Origin of the sequence: Algibacter sp. L4_22, from assembly GCF_023473045.1 — a bacterium.
In the GTDB taxonomy this organism is placed as follows: domain Bacteria; phylum Bacteroidota; class Bacteroidia; order Flavobacteriales; family Flavobacteriaceae; genus Algibacter.
Window position 1 is genome coordinate 180,256 of record NZ_JAMCOK010000002.1, and the last position, 17,497, is coordinate 197,752.

Annotated in this window: 13 protein-coding genes; 8 read left to right on the forward strand and 5 right to left on the reverse strand. The window is 29.8% G+C overall.

Translation table 11 applies throughout. The annotated features are described in order from the left end of the window. The first annotated feature begins 50 nt into the window (after positions 1 to 50). Positions 51 to 1,115 (forward strand): polysaccharide biosynthesis protein, encoded by a 1,065-nt coding sequence (locus M4I23_RS05430; protein ID WP_249753720.1) that lies wholly within the window; start codon positions 51 to 53, stop codon positions 1,113 to 1,115. A 1-nt stretch (position 1,116) separates the two neighbouring features. Here the strand turns inward: M4I23_RS05430 and M4I23_RS05435 are convergent, their stop codons facing one another. Continuing rightward, positions 1,117 to 2,292, reverse strand: a complete 1,176-nt coding sequence (locus tag M4I23_RS05435) for a proline dehydrogenase family protein (RefSeq protein WP_158849996.1) — start codon at positions 2,290 to 2,292, stop codon at positions 1,117 to 1,119. 91 nt (positions 2,293 to 2,383) lie between these two features. On the opposite strand from M4I23_RS05435, the gene aroB reads away from it, so the two are divergent. After that, positions 2,384 to 3,451, forward strand: a complete 1,068-nt coding sequence (gene aroB, locus M4I23_RS05440; RefSeq protein WP_158849994.1) for a 3-dehydroquinate synthase — start codon at positions 2,384 to 2,386, stop codon at positions 3,449 to 3,451. A 164-nt stretch (positions 3,452 to 3,615) separates the two neighbouring features. Here the strand turns inward: aroB and M4I23_RS05445 are convergent, their stop codons facing one another. The 4 genes from M4I23_RS05445 to M4I23_RS05460 are packed head-to-tail and all read right to left on the reverse strand — an operon-like array spanning position 3,616 to position 9,906. Further along, entirely contained in the window at positions 3,616 to 5,997 is a 2,382-nt protein-coding gene (locus tag M4I23_RS05445) for a tyrosine-protein kinase (RefSeq protein ID WP_249753721.1), read from the reverse strand. 9 nt (positions 5,998 to 6,006) lie between these two features. Beyond that, positions 6,007 to 6,783, reverse strand: a complete 777-nt coding sequence (locus M4I23_RS05450; RefSeq protein WP_158849990.1) for a polysaccharide biosynthesis/export family protein — start codon at positions 6,781 to 6,783, stop codon at positions 6,007 to 6,009. Positions 6,784 to 6,826: 43 nt separating this feature from the next. Beyond that, a complete protein-coding gene (locus M4I23_RS05455; protein ID WP_249753722.1) occupies positions 6,827 to 8,779 on the reverse strand; it encodes a nucleoside-diphosphate sugar epimerase/dehydratase in 1,953 nt (650 codons plus the stop codon). Beyond that, the gene (locus tag M4I23_RS05460; RefSeq protein ID WP_249753723.1) at positions 8,776 to 9,906 is read right to left on the reverse strand and encodes an aminotransferase class I/II-fold pyridoxal phosphate-dependent enzyme; all 1,131 of its coding nucleotides are present in this window, start codon (positions 9,904 to 9,906) and stop codon (positions 8,776 to 8,778) included. The genes M4I23_RS05455 and M4I23_RS05460 overlap by 4 nt, the downstream gene beginning before the upstream one ends. Before the next feature lie 642 nt (positions 9,907 to 10,548). Between M4I23_RS05460 and M4I23_RS05465 the strand changes: the two genes are divergently transcribed. From M4I23_RS05465 to M4I23_RS05490, 6 genes are all read left to right on the forward strand, one after another. Further along, positions 10,549 to 11,544, forward strand: coding sequence for an SDR family oxidoreductase (locus M4I23_RS05465; RefSeq protein ID WP_249753724.1), 996 nt, complete (start codon positions 10,549 to 10,551; stop codon positions 11,542 to 11,544). Between the two features lie 24 nt (positions 11,545 to 11,568). Next, complete coding sequence (locus tag M4I23_RS05470) at positions 11,569 to 12,849, forward strand: nucleotide sugar dehydrogenase (RefSeq protein WP_249753725.1); 1,281 nt, start codon at positions 11,569 to 11,571, stop codon at positions 12,847 to 12,849. Between the two features lie 21 nt (positions 12,850 to 12,870). Beyond that, entirely contained in the window at positions 12,871 to 13,881 is a 1,011-nt protein-coding gene (locus M4I23_RS05475; RefSeq protein WP_249753726.1) for an NAD-dependent epimerase, read from the forward strand. Between the two features lie 290 nt (positions 13,882 to 14,171). Next, positions 14,172 to 15,671, forward strand: coding sequence for a lipopolysaccharide biosynthesis protein (locus M4I23_RS05480; RefSeq protein WP_249753727.1), 1,500 nt, complete (start codon positions 14,172 to 14,174; stop codon positions 15,669 to 15,671). Between the two features lie 4 nt (positions 15,672 to 15,675). Further along, positions 15,676 to 16,314: a CatB-related O-acetyltransferase gene (locus M4I23_RS05485; protein ID WP_249753728.1), complete on the forward strand. Its 639-nt coding sequence runs from the start codon at positions 15,676 to 15,678 to the stop codon at positions 16,312 to 16,314. A gap of 31 nt (positions 16,315 to 16,345) precedes the next feature. Then, positions 16,346 to 17,497 carry a glycosyltransferase gene (locus M4I23_RS05490; RefSeq protein WP_249753729.1) on the forward strand — a complete coding sequence of 384 codons (1,152 nt, stop codon included), beginning with the start codon at positions 16,346 to 16,348 and terminating at the stop codon, positions 17,495 to 17,497.

Consider the following 17,497-nt stretch of genomic DNA (forward strand, 5'->3'; position numbering starts at 1 on the left):
TGCTCTTAAATATTATTATTGCTAATTTGCAATAAAGCAGATAAAATTTAATGAATACAGCAACCGCAAATCAAATTGATCAGTTATTACAACATTCTGGTTTATTTCCGAAAGATAAGCAACCTTTTAAAAATTATTTAAATTTCGATTTTTCAAAAGAAACCATTTTAATTACCGGAGCGGCAGGTTCCATTGGTAGTTCGCTTTCAAAACAACTTAGTGCCTGTATATTTAAAAAATTAATTTTAATAGATATTGCTGAATCTCCATTATATGATTTAATAAACGCTCCTGAATTTGAAAACATAAATAATGTTGAATTTTCAATAATTAATATCACTCAAGAAGACTCACTACAACATCTTTTTAAAACTTTTAAACCAACAATTATTTTCCATACAGCAGCTTACAAACATGTGCCTTTAATGGAAACAAACCCTTATGAATCTATTAAAACAAATATTTTTGGAACTAAATTGTTAGCAGATTTAGCACTTATTTATAAGGTTAAAAAATTCATTTTTATTTCTACCGATAAAGCCGTAAACCCAATAGGAGTTATGGGACTTTCTAAACGAATTTCTGAAGATTATTTATCATTTTTGTCTAAATCGAGTTCAACCCTATTTTTAATCACACGCTTCGGAAACGTTTTTGGTTCCAACGGATCGGCGGTAGCATTATTTAAGCACCGTATTGAAAATGAAAAGACAGTAATAATAACAAATAAAGATATTTCACGCTATTTTATTGATATGCAGAAAGCTTGTAATCTTATATTAAAAATAGCTTCAGATTATAATAAGCAAAGTGAACTTTTTACTTTCAACATGGGAAATTCTATAAAAATAACTGATTTAGTAGAGCGTCTCATTTTATTTTGTAATGAAACACAGGTGGATATAAAATTCTCAAAATTAAGACCTGGAGAAAAACTTCATGAAGAATTAGTTTCAGAAAACGAAATTTTAATTCCAACAATACATAATGATATTTTATTAGTGAAGAAAAAAAATAATTTCAACTTCCCTATATCATATTTAGAAAGCCTATCAAAAATAACAGCCTTTACATCTCATAAAGACATAAAGGCTATTTTAAAAAGTTATTTATAAATCACAAGCTTTTTCTGCGCTTTTTCTCTTTAGATAATAGAGCTAGTTCACGTCCTGTTTGTCCGGCTACAGAAGTGTTTTCCTCGGCACGACGAATTAAATAAGGCATCACATCTTTCACAGGTCCAAATGGCATGTATTTAGCCACGTTATAACCTTCATTTGCTAAATTAAAACTAATATGATCACTCATGCCATATAATTGACCGAACCAAACACGAGTATCATTATTAGCGATACCTTTCTTTTCCATAAGATCCATCAATAAATACGAGCTATCTTCATTATGTGTACCTGCAAAAACAGACATATTATCTAAGTTTTCTAACATGTAATTAAGTGCCGTATTGAAGTTTTGATCTGTAGCTGCTTTACTCACACATATTGGGGACAGATAGCCTTTGTCTTCCGCTCTATCATTTTCTTTTTCCATATAAGCACCGCGTACCAATTTAAATCCTAGGTAATAATTTTCTGCTTTGGCTTTTGCGTGTTCTTCTTCTAAAAACAACATACGATCATGACGGTACATTTGCAGTGTATTGAAAACAATAGGCTTTTCAGTATTGTACTTCACCATTAATTGCCTTACCAATTCATCGGCGGCATCTTGAATCCAACTCTCTTCTGCATCAATCAAAACAGCTACATCATAAGCTTTTGCTTTAGCGCATACACTATCAAAACGTGCTATAACCCTATCCCACTCTTCTTGTTCTTTCTCTGTTAAAGTATCTCCTTTTGATAATTTTTCATATAAATAAAAACGTCCGAATGCGGATGGTTTAAATACAGCAATAGGAATTGCATCTAGATGTTTCGCAAACTCAATAATTTTTAACAACTTATCCTTCGCGCCATCAAATTCCACTTCACTTTCTTTTCCTTCAACAGAATAATCTAAAACAGAGCTAACTCCTTTTTGGTACATATTATTAATAACAACTAGGCAGTCGTCTTCACTAACGCCACCACAAAAATGATCAAACACTGTAGAACGAATTAATCCTTCAATAGGCAAGTGTGCCTTTAAAGCAAAATTGGTCGCTACAGTTCCAATGCGCACTAAAGGTTCTATAGATATCATCTTAAATAAGAAGTAAGCTCTTTCTAATTCGGAGTCACTTTTCAAGGAAAAAGCGATTTCAGTATTGTTAAATATCAAATTCGTATTCATTTGTTATTTTTTTATAAATATAATTATTGCTAAGTTATCATTTTATATAAAATCTCCTTAATTTCACATTCTTAAAAAGTTAAAATATTTTATGGATTCTATTAGCACAAAAAACTGTACAATACATTTTAATAACACTTGTTATTCTTCACTAAATACACATCTTAAAGATAATAATTTTTCTAAAATTTTCATACTAGTAGATGAGAATACACATCAACATTGTTTACCGCTTTTCTTAGAAAAAATGGAAACAACTGCTGTAATTGAAATTATGGAAATAGAATCTGGCGAGATAAATAAAACTATTGATACTTGTGTTGGTGTTTGGAATACATTATCTGAACTGGATGCGGACCGTAAAAGTTTACTAATAAACATTGGTGGCGGCGTGATTACAGATTTAGGTGGGTTTGTTGCATGCACATTTAAACGAGGTATTGCTTACATTAATGTACCAACAACTTTACTTTCTATGGTAGATGCTTCTGTTGGAGGGAAAACCGGTGTAGATTTAGGGCATTTAAAAAATCAAGTAGGTGTTATTAGTAATCCTAATTTGGTTTTGATAGATACTAATTATCTGAATACCTTAGAAGTAAACCAAATGCGTTCTGGACTTGCCGAAATGTTAAAACATGGTTTAATTACTGGGGATAGTTATTGGAGTAATTTTGAAGATTTATCTAAACTATCACTAGATGATTTAGATGGATTAATTTACGAATCGGTAATTATTAAAAAGAATGTTGTTGAAGAAGATCCTTTTGAGAATGGCTTGAGAAAAACATTAAACTTTGGTCATACACTTGGTCATGCCATAGAATCTTATTTTTTAAGCAATCTAAATAAAACAACGCTACTCCATGGAGAGGCTGTAATTGTTGGAATGATATTAGCTTGCTACATATCTACAGAACTTACAAATTTCCCTAAAGAGAAAACTATAAAAATTAAAGAACTATTCTTAAGTTATTACGGTAAAATAACTATTGAACAAAGCGAACTTCCTGCTATAATTGAATTACTAAAATATGACAAGAAAAACCATCATGGTAATATTAATTTTGTTTTACTTGAAGATATTGGTATTACTAAAATTGATTGCTTAGTCGATGATGGTGTTATATTGGATGCTTTTGAATTTTATGCGAGTTAAGTTATTCTAAATACTCAATTATAATATGGTTTTGTCGCTCCTTGAATATATCATCCTAAAGCTTAAAACAGTCTGAATTAAAAAATCTCGTTAAGTATAAATACTTAACGAGATTTTTTTTTAATCAATTTAAACTGGATACTATAATATTTTTAAAAAGATAGCTAAGCTTTTTTTCTACCAAACCAACCTCTCTTCTCTGGAGCTCCATAGTAGCCATATTTAGCACCATAACCAAAGTTAGATTGATCAACATCATTAACAACTAGCATCATACCATTAAGCTTATTATCAGCATGAATTTCTTTAGTAAAGTTTAAAATTTCTTTTTCAGTATAACCTGCTCTTGTTACGTAAAATGTATGCCCAGCATATTTGCTTATTAATAAGGTATCCGTAACAAGCATAGAAGGTGCTGTATCAACAATGACAAAGTCGTATTCGGCAGAAACTTTATCGAACAAATCTTTAACACGATCACTCATTAATAGTTCTGCAGGATTTGGAGGAATACTTCCTGAATACATAACATCAATATTAATATCATTTATAGTATGACTAGTAACAACATCATTTAACAGAGTTGATTTATCAGCAATAAACTCTGTTAATCCAAGTCCTTTAGATTCATTATTATTTTCAATACTTTTAATTTTTGTAAACAATTGAGGGTTTCTAATATCAGCACCAATAAGTAATACTCTTTTATTAGTACTAGCCAAAGTTAGTGCCATGTTCATACTAAAAAAAGACTTTCCTTCACCATTTATTGTTGAAGTTACAAACATCACATTTTTATAATTTTCAACTTCACGCCCCCTTCTTACAAAATCAAAATTAGTTCTTATAATCCTAAAAGATTCTGACAATACGGAGCGATCATTTCGTTCAACCAGGTTTTTGTCACTTTTAGACAATCGCGGAATTTCACCTAGAATCGAAATATTTTTTATCTCTCTGTGAACATCTTCTTTATTATGTATTTTTGTATCGAGAAGGTCACGACCATAAATAAATCCAAATGGAATTAAAAAACCTAAAAACAAAGCGCCTATATAAAGTATTTTTCCATTCACCGAAACTTCACCATAAGAATAGGCTTCATCAATAATTTTTAAATTTGGAGTTGTTGCTGTTAAGGTAATCGCTGCTTCTTCACGTTTTTCTAATAAAAACAAATAAATTTGCTCTTTAATTCCTTGTTTTCTTTCAATTGATCGCAATTTACTTTCTTGACCAGGAACTGCATAGATTTTTGAACTTAAACGTGTTGATTGCGTTTGAAGACTATTGATTTGTATTCCTAATGATTGTTTTGAGTTTTTAATACTACTATTTAAATTTTGCTTTATTCCTTTTAAGGTTTCGTTTAATTCAAGAACAATAGGGTTTCTTTCTCCAGCACTTTGCAATTTACTATTACGCTCTCTTAATAATTGATTATACTTCTCAGATAAAGTGTTTATAGCCCCATCACCAAGACCTAAATTAGAGGGGATTGGTGAGAACGAGTTATTATCACCTAATGATTCATCCATATAATTAAGTCTCCGTAATTGAGTTTTAGCGTTATCTATTTCTTGCTCATTTACAGTACTAGAAGCTAAAAACTGACCAGCTTCAGAAGCAACATCAGTAATTTTATTAACCGTTTTATATCGTACAATATTATTATCAACATTAACCAAATCATAAGTTATTGAATCTATCCTTTTCTCAATAAATTTAACAGTATTTTCCGATCTTATATTTTTCTTCTCTAAAGATGTTATATTATAAGTATCTATTAATGTATTAATTATATCAGTTGCTTTTTCAAGAACTGTATCTTCATAATATATAGACAATACCTTAGAAGATTTTGCTATTGGCGAAACAGAAACACTTCCGTTTAAATAGGTTGCTATATTCATTACAGGCGTAAACTGAACTCTAATTGTTGTTGTATATACACCTTGATAGCCTTCTCGTGGCATTAAAACCATATTTCCATAAGCTGTAGATATATTTTCACCAAATGTTATTTTTACAGGCTCATCATCTTCAAATTCCCTGTAGTTAAACTCCGTATCAGAAATAACATCAACAAAAAAATTAAAAGAAATATTATCAACAATTGAATCAGATACTATAAAATTAACCGTAAAAGGGTTCTTTTTATACAACTCATACTCATTAACTCTGCCAGAAGCGTAATATGAAATATTTAAGTTTAACTTTTTAACAATATCCTTCATGAAGGTTCTCGAAGTCATAACCTCTATTTCATCTTCTATTGCGGCAGTTTCATTTTCCGAAAAAAGAGATAATTCCTGTAAAGCATTCGCTCCGCCTGTACCATCATTATCATCTAGAATCATGATTTTGGCTGTAGCAGCATACTTAGGTATCGAGTAACGAATTTGAATATATGCCAAAACACAAAAAAACAATATGCTTATTACAAACCACATCCAATGCTTTGCATATAATCCTATTGTCTTTTTTAAATTAAAATGTTCAGAACTTGAATTTTCTATATCAAATTTGTTTTCGTTTGAAATCATAAAAAAGGGCTAATTTCTAGTTACAAAAATAAGAGCTGTAGTTAATACAAATGATGAAATAGTAATAATGGTACTTATTCTAGTATCTCCAGAAGCAGCACTAATTCCTGAATTGTTAGGCTCTACGTAAACATAATCATTTTGAGTTAAATAATACACTGGAGAATTAAAAACTTCTTTATTCGTTATATCAACCCTTGTATATGTTTTAGATCCGTTAAAATCTCGAATAACTAAAATGTTATCTCTTCGACCTTTAATGGTTAAATCACCAGCCATTCCTAAAGCTTCTAAAATAGAAATACGCTCACCAGATACAGGATAAACACCAGGGCTATTTACAGCACCTGCTACAGTAACTCTAAAATTGGTAAAATTCATTATAATTACTGGATCTTTAAGCAATTGGCCGTCTTCAAATTTTTTCTTAAAAAGCTGCTTAGCTTCTTCTATAGTTAAACCAACTAATTTTACCTTTCCTAAAACAGGAAAATCAATATTTCCTTCAAAATCAATAACATATTGAATTAACTCACCAGCAGTTCCAGCTTCTATAACTACATTATATGGTTTAGTAACTGTTAAATCTAAAGTAGAAACATAAATAGTTAACATATCTCCTACTTTTAGCTTTGCTTGAAAAGTATCTGTATCAACTACAGTTTCAAAGTTTTTGGCATTTTGAAAATACACGACGTCTTTTTTTGTTTTACATGAAGTTAAACAAAGAATGATAATAGAAATTAGAGCAAAGTATGTTTTGCTATTGAAAATAGATGCGATCATTTTAAATAAATATTTTGGGGAAAATTATAAAATTTTAATTAAATTAACTATTAACATAGTTTTTATCTGTTTCAGAATTATTTAAACCTTTACTTTTCTTGTAAGTTTGAACACGTTTATCAAATCTTTCATAATCAGAATTATTCGATTTATATTCAGGAATTAAACGTTTCATTTTAAGAACTATATTATTATTCTGAAAACGATTTGTAATACAAAGCTCTTCTATTGAAGATTTAATTTTTCCGTAATCAAGTTCTCGAGTTCTACTTATTAAAATCTTTTTATGATATGTAGATAGTGTATTCTCACCATTTGCAAGTAACTCTTCATATAGCTTTTCTCCAGGTCTTAAACCCGTGATTTTAATATCAATATCTTCTGGGTATCTTAAGCCAGATAATTTAATCATATTTTTAGCTAAATCAAATATCTTAACAGATTCACCCATATCAAATATGAAGATCTCACCACCTTTCCCCATAGTCCCAGCCTCTAAAACTAATTGAGAAGCTTCTGGTATCGTCATAAAATATCTAGTAATTTTACTATCAGTAACAGTTAATGGACCACCTTGATCAATTTGCTTTTTAAATAATGGAATAACAGATCCGTTAGATCCTAATACGTTACCAAAACGAGTGGTAATAAACTTAGTCTTGCTTTCTTTTTGAAGACAAGAAATATACATTTCAGCCATTCGCTTAGTAGCTCCCATCACACTTGTTGGGTTTACCGCTTTATCTGTAGAGATAAAAACAAATTTCTTTACATTATATCGGGATGAAGTATCAGCTAATAGCTTTGTACCATTCACATTAATCTTTATCGCCTCATATGGCGTTTTCTCCATTAATGGAACATGCTTATATGCTGCTGCATGAAAAACCATAGTTGGTTTGTGTTCTTGAAAAATACTATCCAATCTTAAACCATCACGAATATCCGCAACAATAGCTGTATAACTTCTTTTACCAGATCGTTTTAAATCTTGTTCTATATCATATAAAGGAGATTCTGCCTGATCAACTAAAATTAAATGCTTTACATCAAATTCTGACAATTGTCTAACCAATTCACTACCTATAGATCCTGCGGCACCTGTAACTAAAACAGTTTCACCATTAAATTCATTCAATAGATTAGGATTATTAATTTCAATTGGAGCACGACCTAATAAATCTTCAATTTGAACTTGCTTTATTTGAGTAGAATTTAACTCACCATTAATCCAACTATCAATTGGTGGTACTTTTTTTATTTTTACATTAGCCGCAGATAAATTATCCACTAAAGAAATTAATTTATTTGCACTTACGCCTTCAGAAGCAACAACAATTTCATCTATATTATTGTTTAAAGTAAATTCTGCTGTAATTTGTCTAAAAGACATAATTGGAACTCCGTCAATATTTTTACCTTTCTTTTTTCTATTATTATCAATAAAAGCAACCACTACATAGCTAGAAACTGTATTATTTACTAAAGCATTATAAGTAATAATCCCTTCATCTCCTGCGCCATAGATTAAAACACGCTTAGTAGCAAGTAATTTACATTTTAAGTGTTTAAAACCCATTTTAAACACAAGTCTACTAGCACTTAAAATAACAAAGCTAATAATAGCGTGAAAAACAATAATAGTACGAGGAATAGTGAAATTAGAAACTAATTGAAACTTATTATTAAAGAATACAAACACCCCCATTATTGTAGCAATTAAAAATACCGACTTACATAAATTAACAACATCGGTAAAGCCTGTGTGGCGAATAACACTTTTAAAAGATCCAACTACTAAAAAGCTTATAGCCGAAACTGTTAAAACAAAAGGTAATTGCAATGTAAATTGCTCAACATTAAATTTTAATGAAAAATTAAATCGAATAAAATAAGCTATAAAAAAAGCAGCCATAACTATCGATAAATCGATAGCCAAAACAAGCCATTTCGAGGCGTATTTCTGAGAGTAAATGGCGAAGTAGTTTTTAATCATAAGTTTGGGGTATTATTGATTATTTCTAAAATTCTATTTAAATCGTTACCAGTTAAATTAGATCCACTTGGCAAACATAGTCCTTTTTCAAAAAGATCTTGAGATGTTCCGTCTGTAAAATGTAAATAATCTTTAAAAACAGGTTGTTGGTGCATGGGTTTCCATAAAGGTCTAGATTCTATATCATCTTCTAATAAAGCTAATCTTATTTTTTCTCGAGTCTCATAAGAATCTGTTTTTATACAAGTAATCCATCTGTTAGAATAACTTCCAGACGGTTCCTCTAGAAATTCAATACTATTAAAAGAAGACAGATATTTCTTGTAAAACTCATAATTAGCACGTCTAGCTTCAACTCTATCATTTAAAACCTCCATTTGCCCACGACCTATTCCTGCTAAAACATTACTCATTCTATAATTATAACCCACATGTGAGTGCTGATAATGTGGTGCGTCATCTCTAGCCTGTGTAGACAAAAACACAGCTTTGTCTTTTAAGGCTTTAGTTTTAGTTATTAAAGCACCACCACCAGAGGTTGTAATAATTTTATTTCCATTAAAAGATAATATTCCAAAATCAGAAAGTGTTCCACAAGCTTTATCATGATATTTACTTCCTAAAGCTTCAGCACTATCTTCTACTACTGGAATATCATATTTTTGCGCTATGGCATTTATTTCTTTTGCTTTAAATGGCATACCATATAAATGTACTGCAATAATAGCTTTTGGTTTTTTGTTTTTTTCTATTCTATCTAGAATAGCAATTTCAAGTAATTCTGGAGACATATTCCAAGTATCCTTTTCACTATCTATAAAAATAGGTGTTGCTCCTAGATACATAATAGGATTGGCAGATGCCGAAAAAGTAAAACTTTGGCACAGTACTTCATCTCCTTTAGAAACTCCTATTAATTCTAAAGCCAAATGAATAGATGCGGTTCCAGAACTTAGAACTCCCACTTCATTAGTATTACCTAAATAAGATTTAATATCATCTTCAAAACCATTTACATTAGGTCCTAAAGGCGCAATCCAATTCGTATCAAAAGCATCGGCTACATACTTTTGTTCTGTTCCCCCCATGTGAGGTGAAGACAAATATATTTTAGTTTTTGTTAGCATTTACATTTACTTTAATAACATTTATCATGCCAGCTGTCTTTTTAACAACAGAATCAAATTAAATATTTATATAAAATTTACCTTTTTACCGATAAATTATCAAAATATTTAATAAAACACTAGCCTAATTTCTTTAATATCTAATACAATTTTTACTTTATTAACCTTAAATTCAACACTTTTGCGTTAAATTACTTTTGAGAGGGATCAAGTAATTTTATAAAACATATTAAATTAATTTGCTATTAATCAATTCAAATTATGCTCTTCTTAATGGTGTAAATTTACTAATTGTTTTCAAGTAGAAATGCTACTTTGGTTTTAATTCGCTAAAACTATTATAAAAATCGGTTAAATACAGTTAGCAGTTTAGTTCATGGTTAATCTTTGCGGATTGTCGATTAGAAAAAAAGGAATTCACCTAGTATTACTCATAAAACATACGTACATATACTTACAAAAAAGATAATTACATGCTTTTACCAATTCATTTAAAACACACCCAATTAAAAGATAATTAATCGGCTTTTTTCAAATATTCATGGATTTCGTCGGAAAAAAACAACCTTAATATAATTTACTAAAATAGTTAAATATATTTTTCACATATTTGTTCATTAATTAAATTAAGGCAATTTTCACATGAATGCTAACTTAATCAAAACTTTAAAAGGAAAACACATTTTAGTTACAGGTGGAGCTGGATTTATAGGTTCCAATTTAATTGAAGTTTTGCTAAACAATAACATTAAGGTAACCTGTTTAGATAATTTTTCTACTGGAAAAAGAAAAAATATAGCCCCTTTTTTATCTAACCCAAATTTTAATCTTGTTGAAGGAGATATTAGAGAATTAGACGATTGCCATAAAGCATGTAATAATGTCGATTACATTTTACACGAAGCGGCCTTAGGTTCTGTACCCAGATCTATTAACGACCCTATTACAACAAACGATGTTAATGTATCTGGCTTTTTAAATATGCTAGTTGCTGCTAGAGATGCAAGTGTTACGCGGTTTGTTTATGCTGCTAGCTCATCTACCTATGGCGATCACGAAGCTTTACCGAAGGTGGAAGAAACTATCGGAAAACCACTTTCACCATACGCCATCACAAAATATGTTAACGAGTTATATGCCGATATCTTTCATACAACGTATAATTTAGATGTTGTAGGTCTTCGATATTTTAATGTTTTTGGAAAACGACAAGATCCAAATGGTGCTTATGCCGCAGTTATACCTAAATTTGTACAGCAATTTGTTAGTCACGAATCACCAATAATAAATGGAGATGGTAGCTATTCAAGAGATTTTACATATATAGACAATGTTGTTCAAATGAATTTAAGAGCTTTGACAACAACAAATAAAGAGGCGCTAAACACGGTTTATAATGTAGCTTATGGCGAACGTACAACACTAAAAGAATTAACGACGTTGCTAAAAACCTATTTATCAAAATTTGATAATAAAATAAAAAACGTTGAAATAAAACATAGAGATAATAGAGCTGGAGATATCCCCCACTCCCTTGCTTCTATTAATAAGGCAAAAACATTATTAGGCTATGCACCAGAATTCGATATTAAAACTGGCTTGAAAGAAGCGGTTTCTTGGTATTGGGAGAACTTATAAAACATTTGCAAATTATTACATAAAATGAAAAATATAAAAATTGCGGTTATCGGTTTGGGATATGTTGGACTGCCATTAGCTAGGTTGTTTGCTACAAAATTTAATGTAGTCGGTTTTGATATCAATGATAAACGAATAAACGAATTACAAGAAGGTAATGATATAACCTTAGAAGTTGAGCCAGAGGTATTGAAATCTGTTTTAAAAACAACTAATAGCAACAAAAATGGCTTGTTTTTTTCTTCAACTTTAAACGATATTAAAGATTGTAATTATTACGTTGTTACTGTTCCTACCCCTATAGATAAAAATAACAGACCAGATTTAACACCGCTTTACAAATCGAGTGAATCCGTTGCTAAAGTTCTAAAAAAAGGAGACATTGTTATTTACGAATCAACCGTATATCCAGGTGTTACAGAAGATGAATGTGTTCCTGTCTTAGAAAAAATTAGTGGTCTTAAATTTAACAAAGACTTTTTCGCAGGCTATTCTCCAGAACGTATCAATCCTGGCGATAAACTACATACCGTAGATAAAATACTAAAAGTAACAGCTGGGTCTACGCCCGAAATAGGAAAAAAAGTGAATGCCCTTTATGCTAGTGTTATTACTGCAGGTACACACCTCGCTCCTACTATTAAAGTGGCCGAAGCAGCAAAAGTGATAGAAAATTCGCAACGCGATATTAACATTGCTTTTGTAAATGAATTAGCCAAAATATTCAATTTAATGGATATTGATACCCATGCTGTTTTAGAAGCAGCAGGAACTAAATGGAACTTTCTACCTTTTAAGCCTGGCCTAGTTGGCGGACACTGTATTGGTGTAGATCCTTACTATTTAGCTCAAAAAGCTCAAGAAGTAGGTTATCATCCAGAAATTATTTTAGCTGGTCGACGAGTTAATGATGGCATGGGGCAATATGTAGCCTCAGAAATTGTAAAACTAATGGTGAAGAATGATATCCGCATCAAAGGCGCTAAGGTTTTAAACTTAGGGATTACGTTTAAAGAAAACTGTCCAGATGTAAGAAATACGAAAGCTGTAGATGTTATCAACGAATTAAAGAGTTACCAAACAGATATTACCATTTACGATCCTTGGGCGAATCCTGCAGAAGTAAAACATGAATATGGCTTAGAAACCGTTAAGAAATTACCAGAAGGTAAGTTTGATCTTATTATACTTACGGTGGCTCATAAAGAATTTTCACAAAAAAAGTGGAATCACTTATTAAAACCAAATGGGGTTTTATATGATGTAAAAGGGGTTTTGAAAGAAAAAGTTAGTGGAAGATTATAAGTTATCTAAACAATATTTAATATGAAAATTTTAGTAACAGGAGCAGCAGGATTTATTGGATATCACGTGTCTAAAAAATTAGTTGAAGCTGGGCACGAAGTAGTAGGAATAGACAATGTTAATGATTATTATGATGTTAATTTAAAATATGCGAGATTAAAAGAACTCGGTATCTCTAGAGAACCCGCCGGAGTTTTCAACAAACCAGTTTTAAGTAATAATAGTGCTTATAATTTCAAATTTATTAGAGTTAATTTAGAAGATCAAATTGAATTACCAAAAATTTTTGATTCAGAAAAATTTGATATTGTTTGTAATTTGGCAGCACAAGCTGGTGTGCGATACAGCATAGAGAATCCAATGGTTTACATAAACAGTAATATTGTTGGTTTTATTAATCTATTAGAATGTTGCAGAAATAATAGTATTAAACACTTAGTTTACGCTAGTAGCTCTAGCGTATATGGGTTAAATGAAAAAGTACCATTTGAAACACAAGATAAGGTTGATTCACCTATAAGTCTTTATGCTGCTTCAAAAAAATCGAATGAGCTTATGGCGCATACGTATAGTCATTTATTTAATTTCCCTACTACAGGGATAAGGTTTTTTACCGTTTATGGACCATGGGGTCGACCAGATATGGCCATGTCTTTATTTACCAATGCAATAGTTAATAACCAACCTATTAAAGTATTTAATAATGGTAATATGGAAAGAGATTTTACATATATTGATGACATTGTTAATGGCGTGATTAAAATTATTGAAAAGCCAGTAAAAAACAGACTTTATAAAATATACAATATAGGAAATAACAACTCCGTGAAATTATTAGACTTCATTAAAGAAATTGAGTTTAATTTAAATACAGTAGCTCAAAAAGATCTGCTACCCATGCAGCCAGGAGATGTTGAGCGAACTTGGGCAAATGTAGACGACTTAATAAAAGATTATGACTACAAACCTAACACCTCTATTAAAACAGGAGTTAAGGGATTTATAGATTGGTATAAATCTTTTTACAAATAAAATAAAACATTTTGAGTCAATTAAAAAAAAGGGGACTATACATGGACAAAGATTGGAATAGCTTCTTAAAACCCAATGGGATTTTATACGATTTTAAAGGGGTTTTGAAAGACAAAGTTAACGGAAGATTCTAATAATTATATTTACATATCCAAATTAAATGAATAGCACTAATCTACATTTTAATAAAATTGGCGAGTTAGGCAAACTAAGAGGCCTTGTTACATCGGCCGTTGTAATTTTTTATAGTAGTTAACATTTGGTATTTTTTAACTTTAAAAAACATTATTTTGAGTCAAATAAAAAAAGGTGCATTACTAAATTATATTACTATTTTTTTAACAAATGTAGTCGGTTTATTTATAACTCCATTTATATTAAATCATCTTGGTAAATCTGAATATGGAATTTATACAGCTATAGGAGCTTTAGTTGGTACTATTTCTGTTTTAGATCTAGGATTAAATAATACTATAATACGTTTTGTTGCTAAATATAAGGCAGAAAAAGATCGAAGATCTGAAGAAAATTTCTTAGCCACAACAATGCTCATCTATATTGCTATTTCTATTGTTATTGTTATTATTGGCTTCATTTTTTATGGACATATTGATAGTTATTTCACTAAAATGAATTCGGAAGAAATAAATATTTCTAAAACAATATTTATATTGTTGATCTTTAATTTAGCTATAGGACTACCTGGAGGAAGTTTTGTTGCTATATGCTATGGATATGAAAACTTTGTGTTTCCAAAATCAATAAATGTAGTAAGATACCTTTTAAGAACAATTGTTGTAGTATCAATACTTTTAATGGGTGGTAAAGCTATTGCGTTAGTAATTATTGATACTGTATTTAATATTTTATTTATGCTTACTGAGGCCTATTTTGTTTTTTTTAAATTAAAAGTAAGAATAAAACTTCATTACTTTAGCTCTGTTTTCTTAAAAAAAATATTCAGTTACTCAATTTGGATTTTTGTTTATGGTATAGTCGCTCAATTTCAATGGAAATCCGGTCAAATTGTTTTGGGGAATTTTTCTAACACTGAAGTGCTAGCGGTATATGCCATAGGTTTAACATTAGGAAGTTATTACGGAGCATTTTCATCTGCCATAACAGGTGTATTTCTTCCTAGAGCAACTCAAATGATAGCAAACAATGCATCGCCTGCAGAACTTACAGATACAATGATAAAAATAGGACGAGTATCATTTATTGTATTAATGTATGTTTTAGGTGCTTTTTATTTGTACGGCAAACAGTTTGTGTTTCTATGGGTTGGAGAGTCATATTATGATTCATACCTTATCGCGGTAATCATTATGGTTGTATATACAATACCACTTGTTCAAGGTTTTACAGGTCCACTAATCGAAGCTCAAAATAAAGTTGCTTTTAAGGCTGTAATTTATTTGGTTTTTTTAGCATTAGGAACTCTTTTAGGTTTTTTCTTAGCAAAAAAACATGGAGCAATAGGAATGATTGGAGGAACTGTTATAGGGTGGTTTATCGCTCAAAATGTAATGAATGTCTTTTATCATAGAGTATTAAAACTTGATGTGCTACGTTTTTTTAAAGAGCTATTTAATAAAATTTTAATTTCATTTTTATTCATACTAGCTATAGGTTATTTTATTAATTATATTCCAGGTAATGGGTGGATTAATTTCATAGCAAAAGCAAGTATTTACTCAATAGCCTTTATAGTCATTATGTATAAATTTGGTACGATTCCCTATGAAAAAGAATTATTTTCTGGAATATTTACTAAAATAAGAAACTAATTAAATGAAAAATAAAATTAGGGTATTTCTCTGGAAGATATTAGGTATCGATTATGATCACACACTAAGAATACATGATTATGTTTTTTTAAAAAAAGATAAATTCTCTACAATTGGAGATAAAACATATGACAACGGTGCTTTAGTTTGGAGATGGACTAATGCCCCTTTAGTTATAGGTAAATTTTGTAGTATAGCAAATAATGTAAGATTTATAGTTGATGAAGGTCATCATACTGCATCGACTATTACTAATTTTCCTCTTGTGAATAATTTATTCAAAGAAGAATTATTAAATAATAAATCAAGCATTGCTAATGAAATTATTAATAAAATAAAACAAAAAGAAGGTATTACTATTGGAAATGATGTTTGGATTGGTATGGGAACTTTTATTATGCCAGGTGTTACAATTGGAAATGGCGCAACAATAGGTGCAAATTCATTAGTTACACGAGATATTCCAGATTATGCTGTAGCTTTTGGTAGTCCAGCAAAAGTGATTAAATTAAAACATAGTAAAGAAGTCATTTTAGCACTAAATAAAATTGCCTGGTGGAATTGGGACGAAAAAAAAATAAAGTCACGAATAGCTGAATTTTATTCAAATATTGAAATTTTTATCGATAACCATAAAAATTAACTTAATTTATTAGAAGAAAAATAAATATATTATGAAAAAAATTGTATTCGTAATTGAATCCTTACAATGTGGTGGTGCTGAAAAAAGTCTTGTAACATTGTTACAAAATTTTGATTACCAAATTTATGATGTGGATTTAATAATCAATATAGAAAATTCAGCATTTCAGAAATTTTTACCAAAAGAAGTAAATCTTAAAATAATTAACATTTTTTCAGAATTAAATATATTACTCTTGCTTTATTTAAGGATGTCTTTTAAAATTAAGAAAAAAATCAACAAAAACAAAAAACATCATAATGCACAATTGTATTGGGATACATTTGGAAAATATGCAAAAAAAATAGATAATAACTACGATATCGCTATCGCTTACAACCAGGGCTTAGCAACTTATTTTGTGGCTGAAAAAATTAAAGCCAATAAAAAGTTTGCTTGGCTTAATATAGATTATTATCAAGCAGGCTATAACATTAATTTTGACATAAATAAATATCGAGTGTTTAATAAAGTTGTAACTGTATCAAAGGAATGTAATTCCTCATTTGAATCTGAATTAAACAAATACAATTTCTCAATCGAAACAACTGTAATTAAAGACATTACAGATGTTGATATTGTTAATAAACTAGCCTCCGAACATATAGTTTTATCAACTCAAGAGAATATAACAAACATTTGCTCAGTGGGACGTTTAGCTGAACAAAAAGGTTGGCATTTAGCTATATCTGCAATGGAAATATTAGTAAAAAGAGGAAGAAATATTAAATGGTATATTATTGGTGAAGGCCCTAAGAGACAAGAGTTAGAAATCCTTATTGAAGAAAAAAAATTAAAAGAAAATTTAATTCTATTAGGATATAAAGAAAATCCATATCCTTATATTAAATCTTGTGATATTTATGTTCAAACATCGTTGTTTGAGGGATTAGGACTTACAGTTATTGAAGCTAGCATTCTAAAAAGGCCTATAGTAACCACAAATTTCCCGACAGCCTATACAATTATTGAAAATAATATAACAGGGTTAATATGCGATATGAATCCGAATGCTATTGCGGATTCTATTGAAACTTATATTGATAATGAAAAATTAAAGGGTTTTGTAATTAAAAATTTATCTCTTAGAGAAAATACAGATAAAGAAGATTCTTTAGAAAAAATATCCCTCCTACTAAATTAA

Excerpts from the sequence above, each read along its gene's own strand:
- M4I23_RS05430 (WP_249753720.1), top strand. The coding sequence starts at position 51 with ATGAATACAGCAACCGCAAATCAAATTGATCAGTTATTACAACATTCT.
- M4I23_RS05435 (WP_158849996.1), bottom strand. The coding sequence starts at position 2,292 with ATGAATACGAATTTGATATTTAACAATACTGAAATCGCTTTTTCCTTG.
- aroB (WP_158849994.1), top strand. The coding sequence starts at position 2,384 with ATGGATTCTATTAGCACAAAAAACTGTACAATACATTTTAATAACACT.
- M4I23_RS05445 (WP_249753721.1), bottom strand. The coding sequence starts at position 5,997 with ATGATTTCAAACGAAAACAAATTTGATATAGAAAATTCAAGTTCTGAA.
- M4I23_RS05450 (WP_158849990.1), bottom strand. The coding sequence starts at position 6,783 with ATGATCGCATCTATTTTCAATAGCAAAACATACTTTGCTCTAATTTCT.
- M4I23_RS05455 (WP_249753722.1), bottom strand. The coding sequence starts at position 8,779 with ATGATTAAAAACTACTTCGCCATTTACTCTCAGAAATACGCCTCGAAA.
- M4I23_RS05460 (WP_249753723.1), bottom strand. The coding sequence starts at position 9,906 with ATGCTAACAAAAACTAAAATATATTTGTCTTCACCTCACATGGGGGGA.
- M4I23_RS05465 (WP_249753724.1), top strand. The coding sequence starts at position 10,549 with ATGAATGCTAACTTAATCAAAACTTTAAAAGGAAAACACATTTTAGTT.
- M4I23_RS05470 (WP_249753725.1), top strand. The coding sequence starts at position 11,569 with ATGAAAAATATAAAAATTGCGGTTATCGGTTTGGGATATGTTGGACTG.
- M4I23_RS05475 (WP_249753726.1), top strand. The coding sequence starts at position 12,871 with ATGAAAATTTTAGTAACAGGAGCAGCAGGATTTATTGGATATCACGTG.
- M4I23_RS05485 (WP_249753728.1), top strand. The coding sequence starts at position 15,676 with ATGAAAAATAAAATTAGGGTATTTCTCTGGAAGATATTAGGTATCGAT.
- M4I23_RS05490 (WP_249753729.1), top strand. The coding sequence starts at position 16,346 with ATGAAAAAAATTGTATTCGTAATTGAATCCTTACAATGTGGTGGTGCT.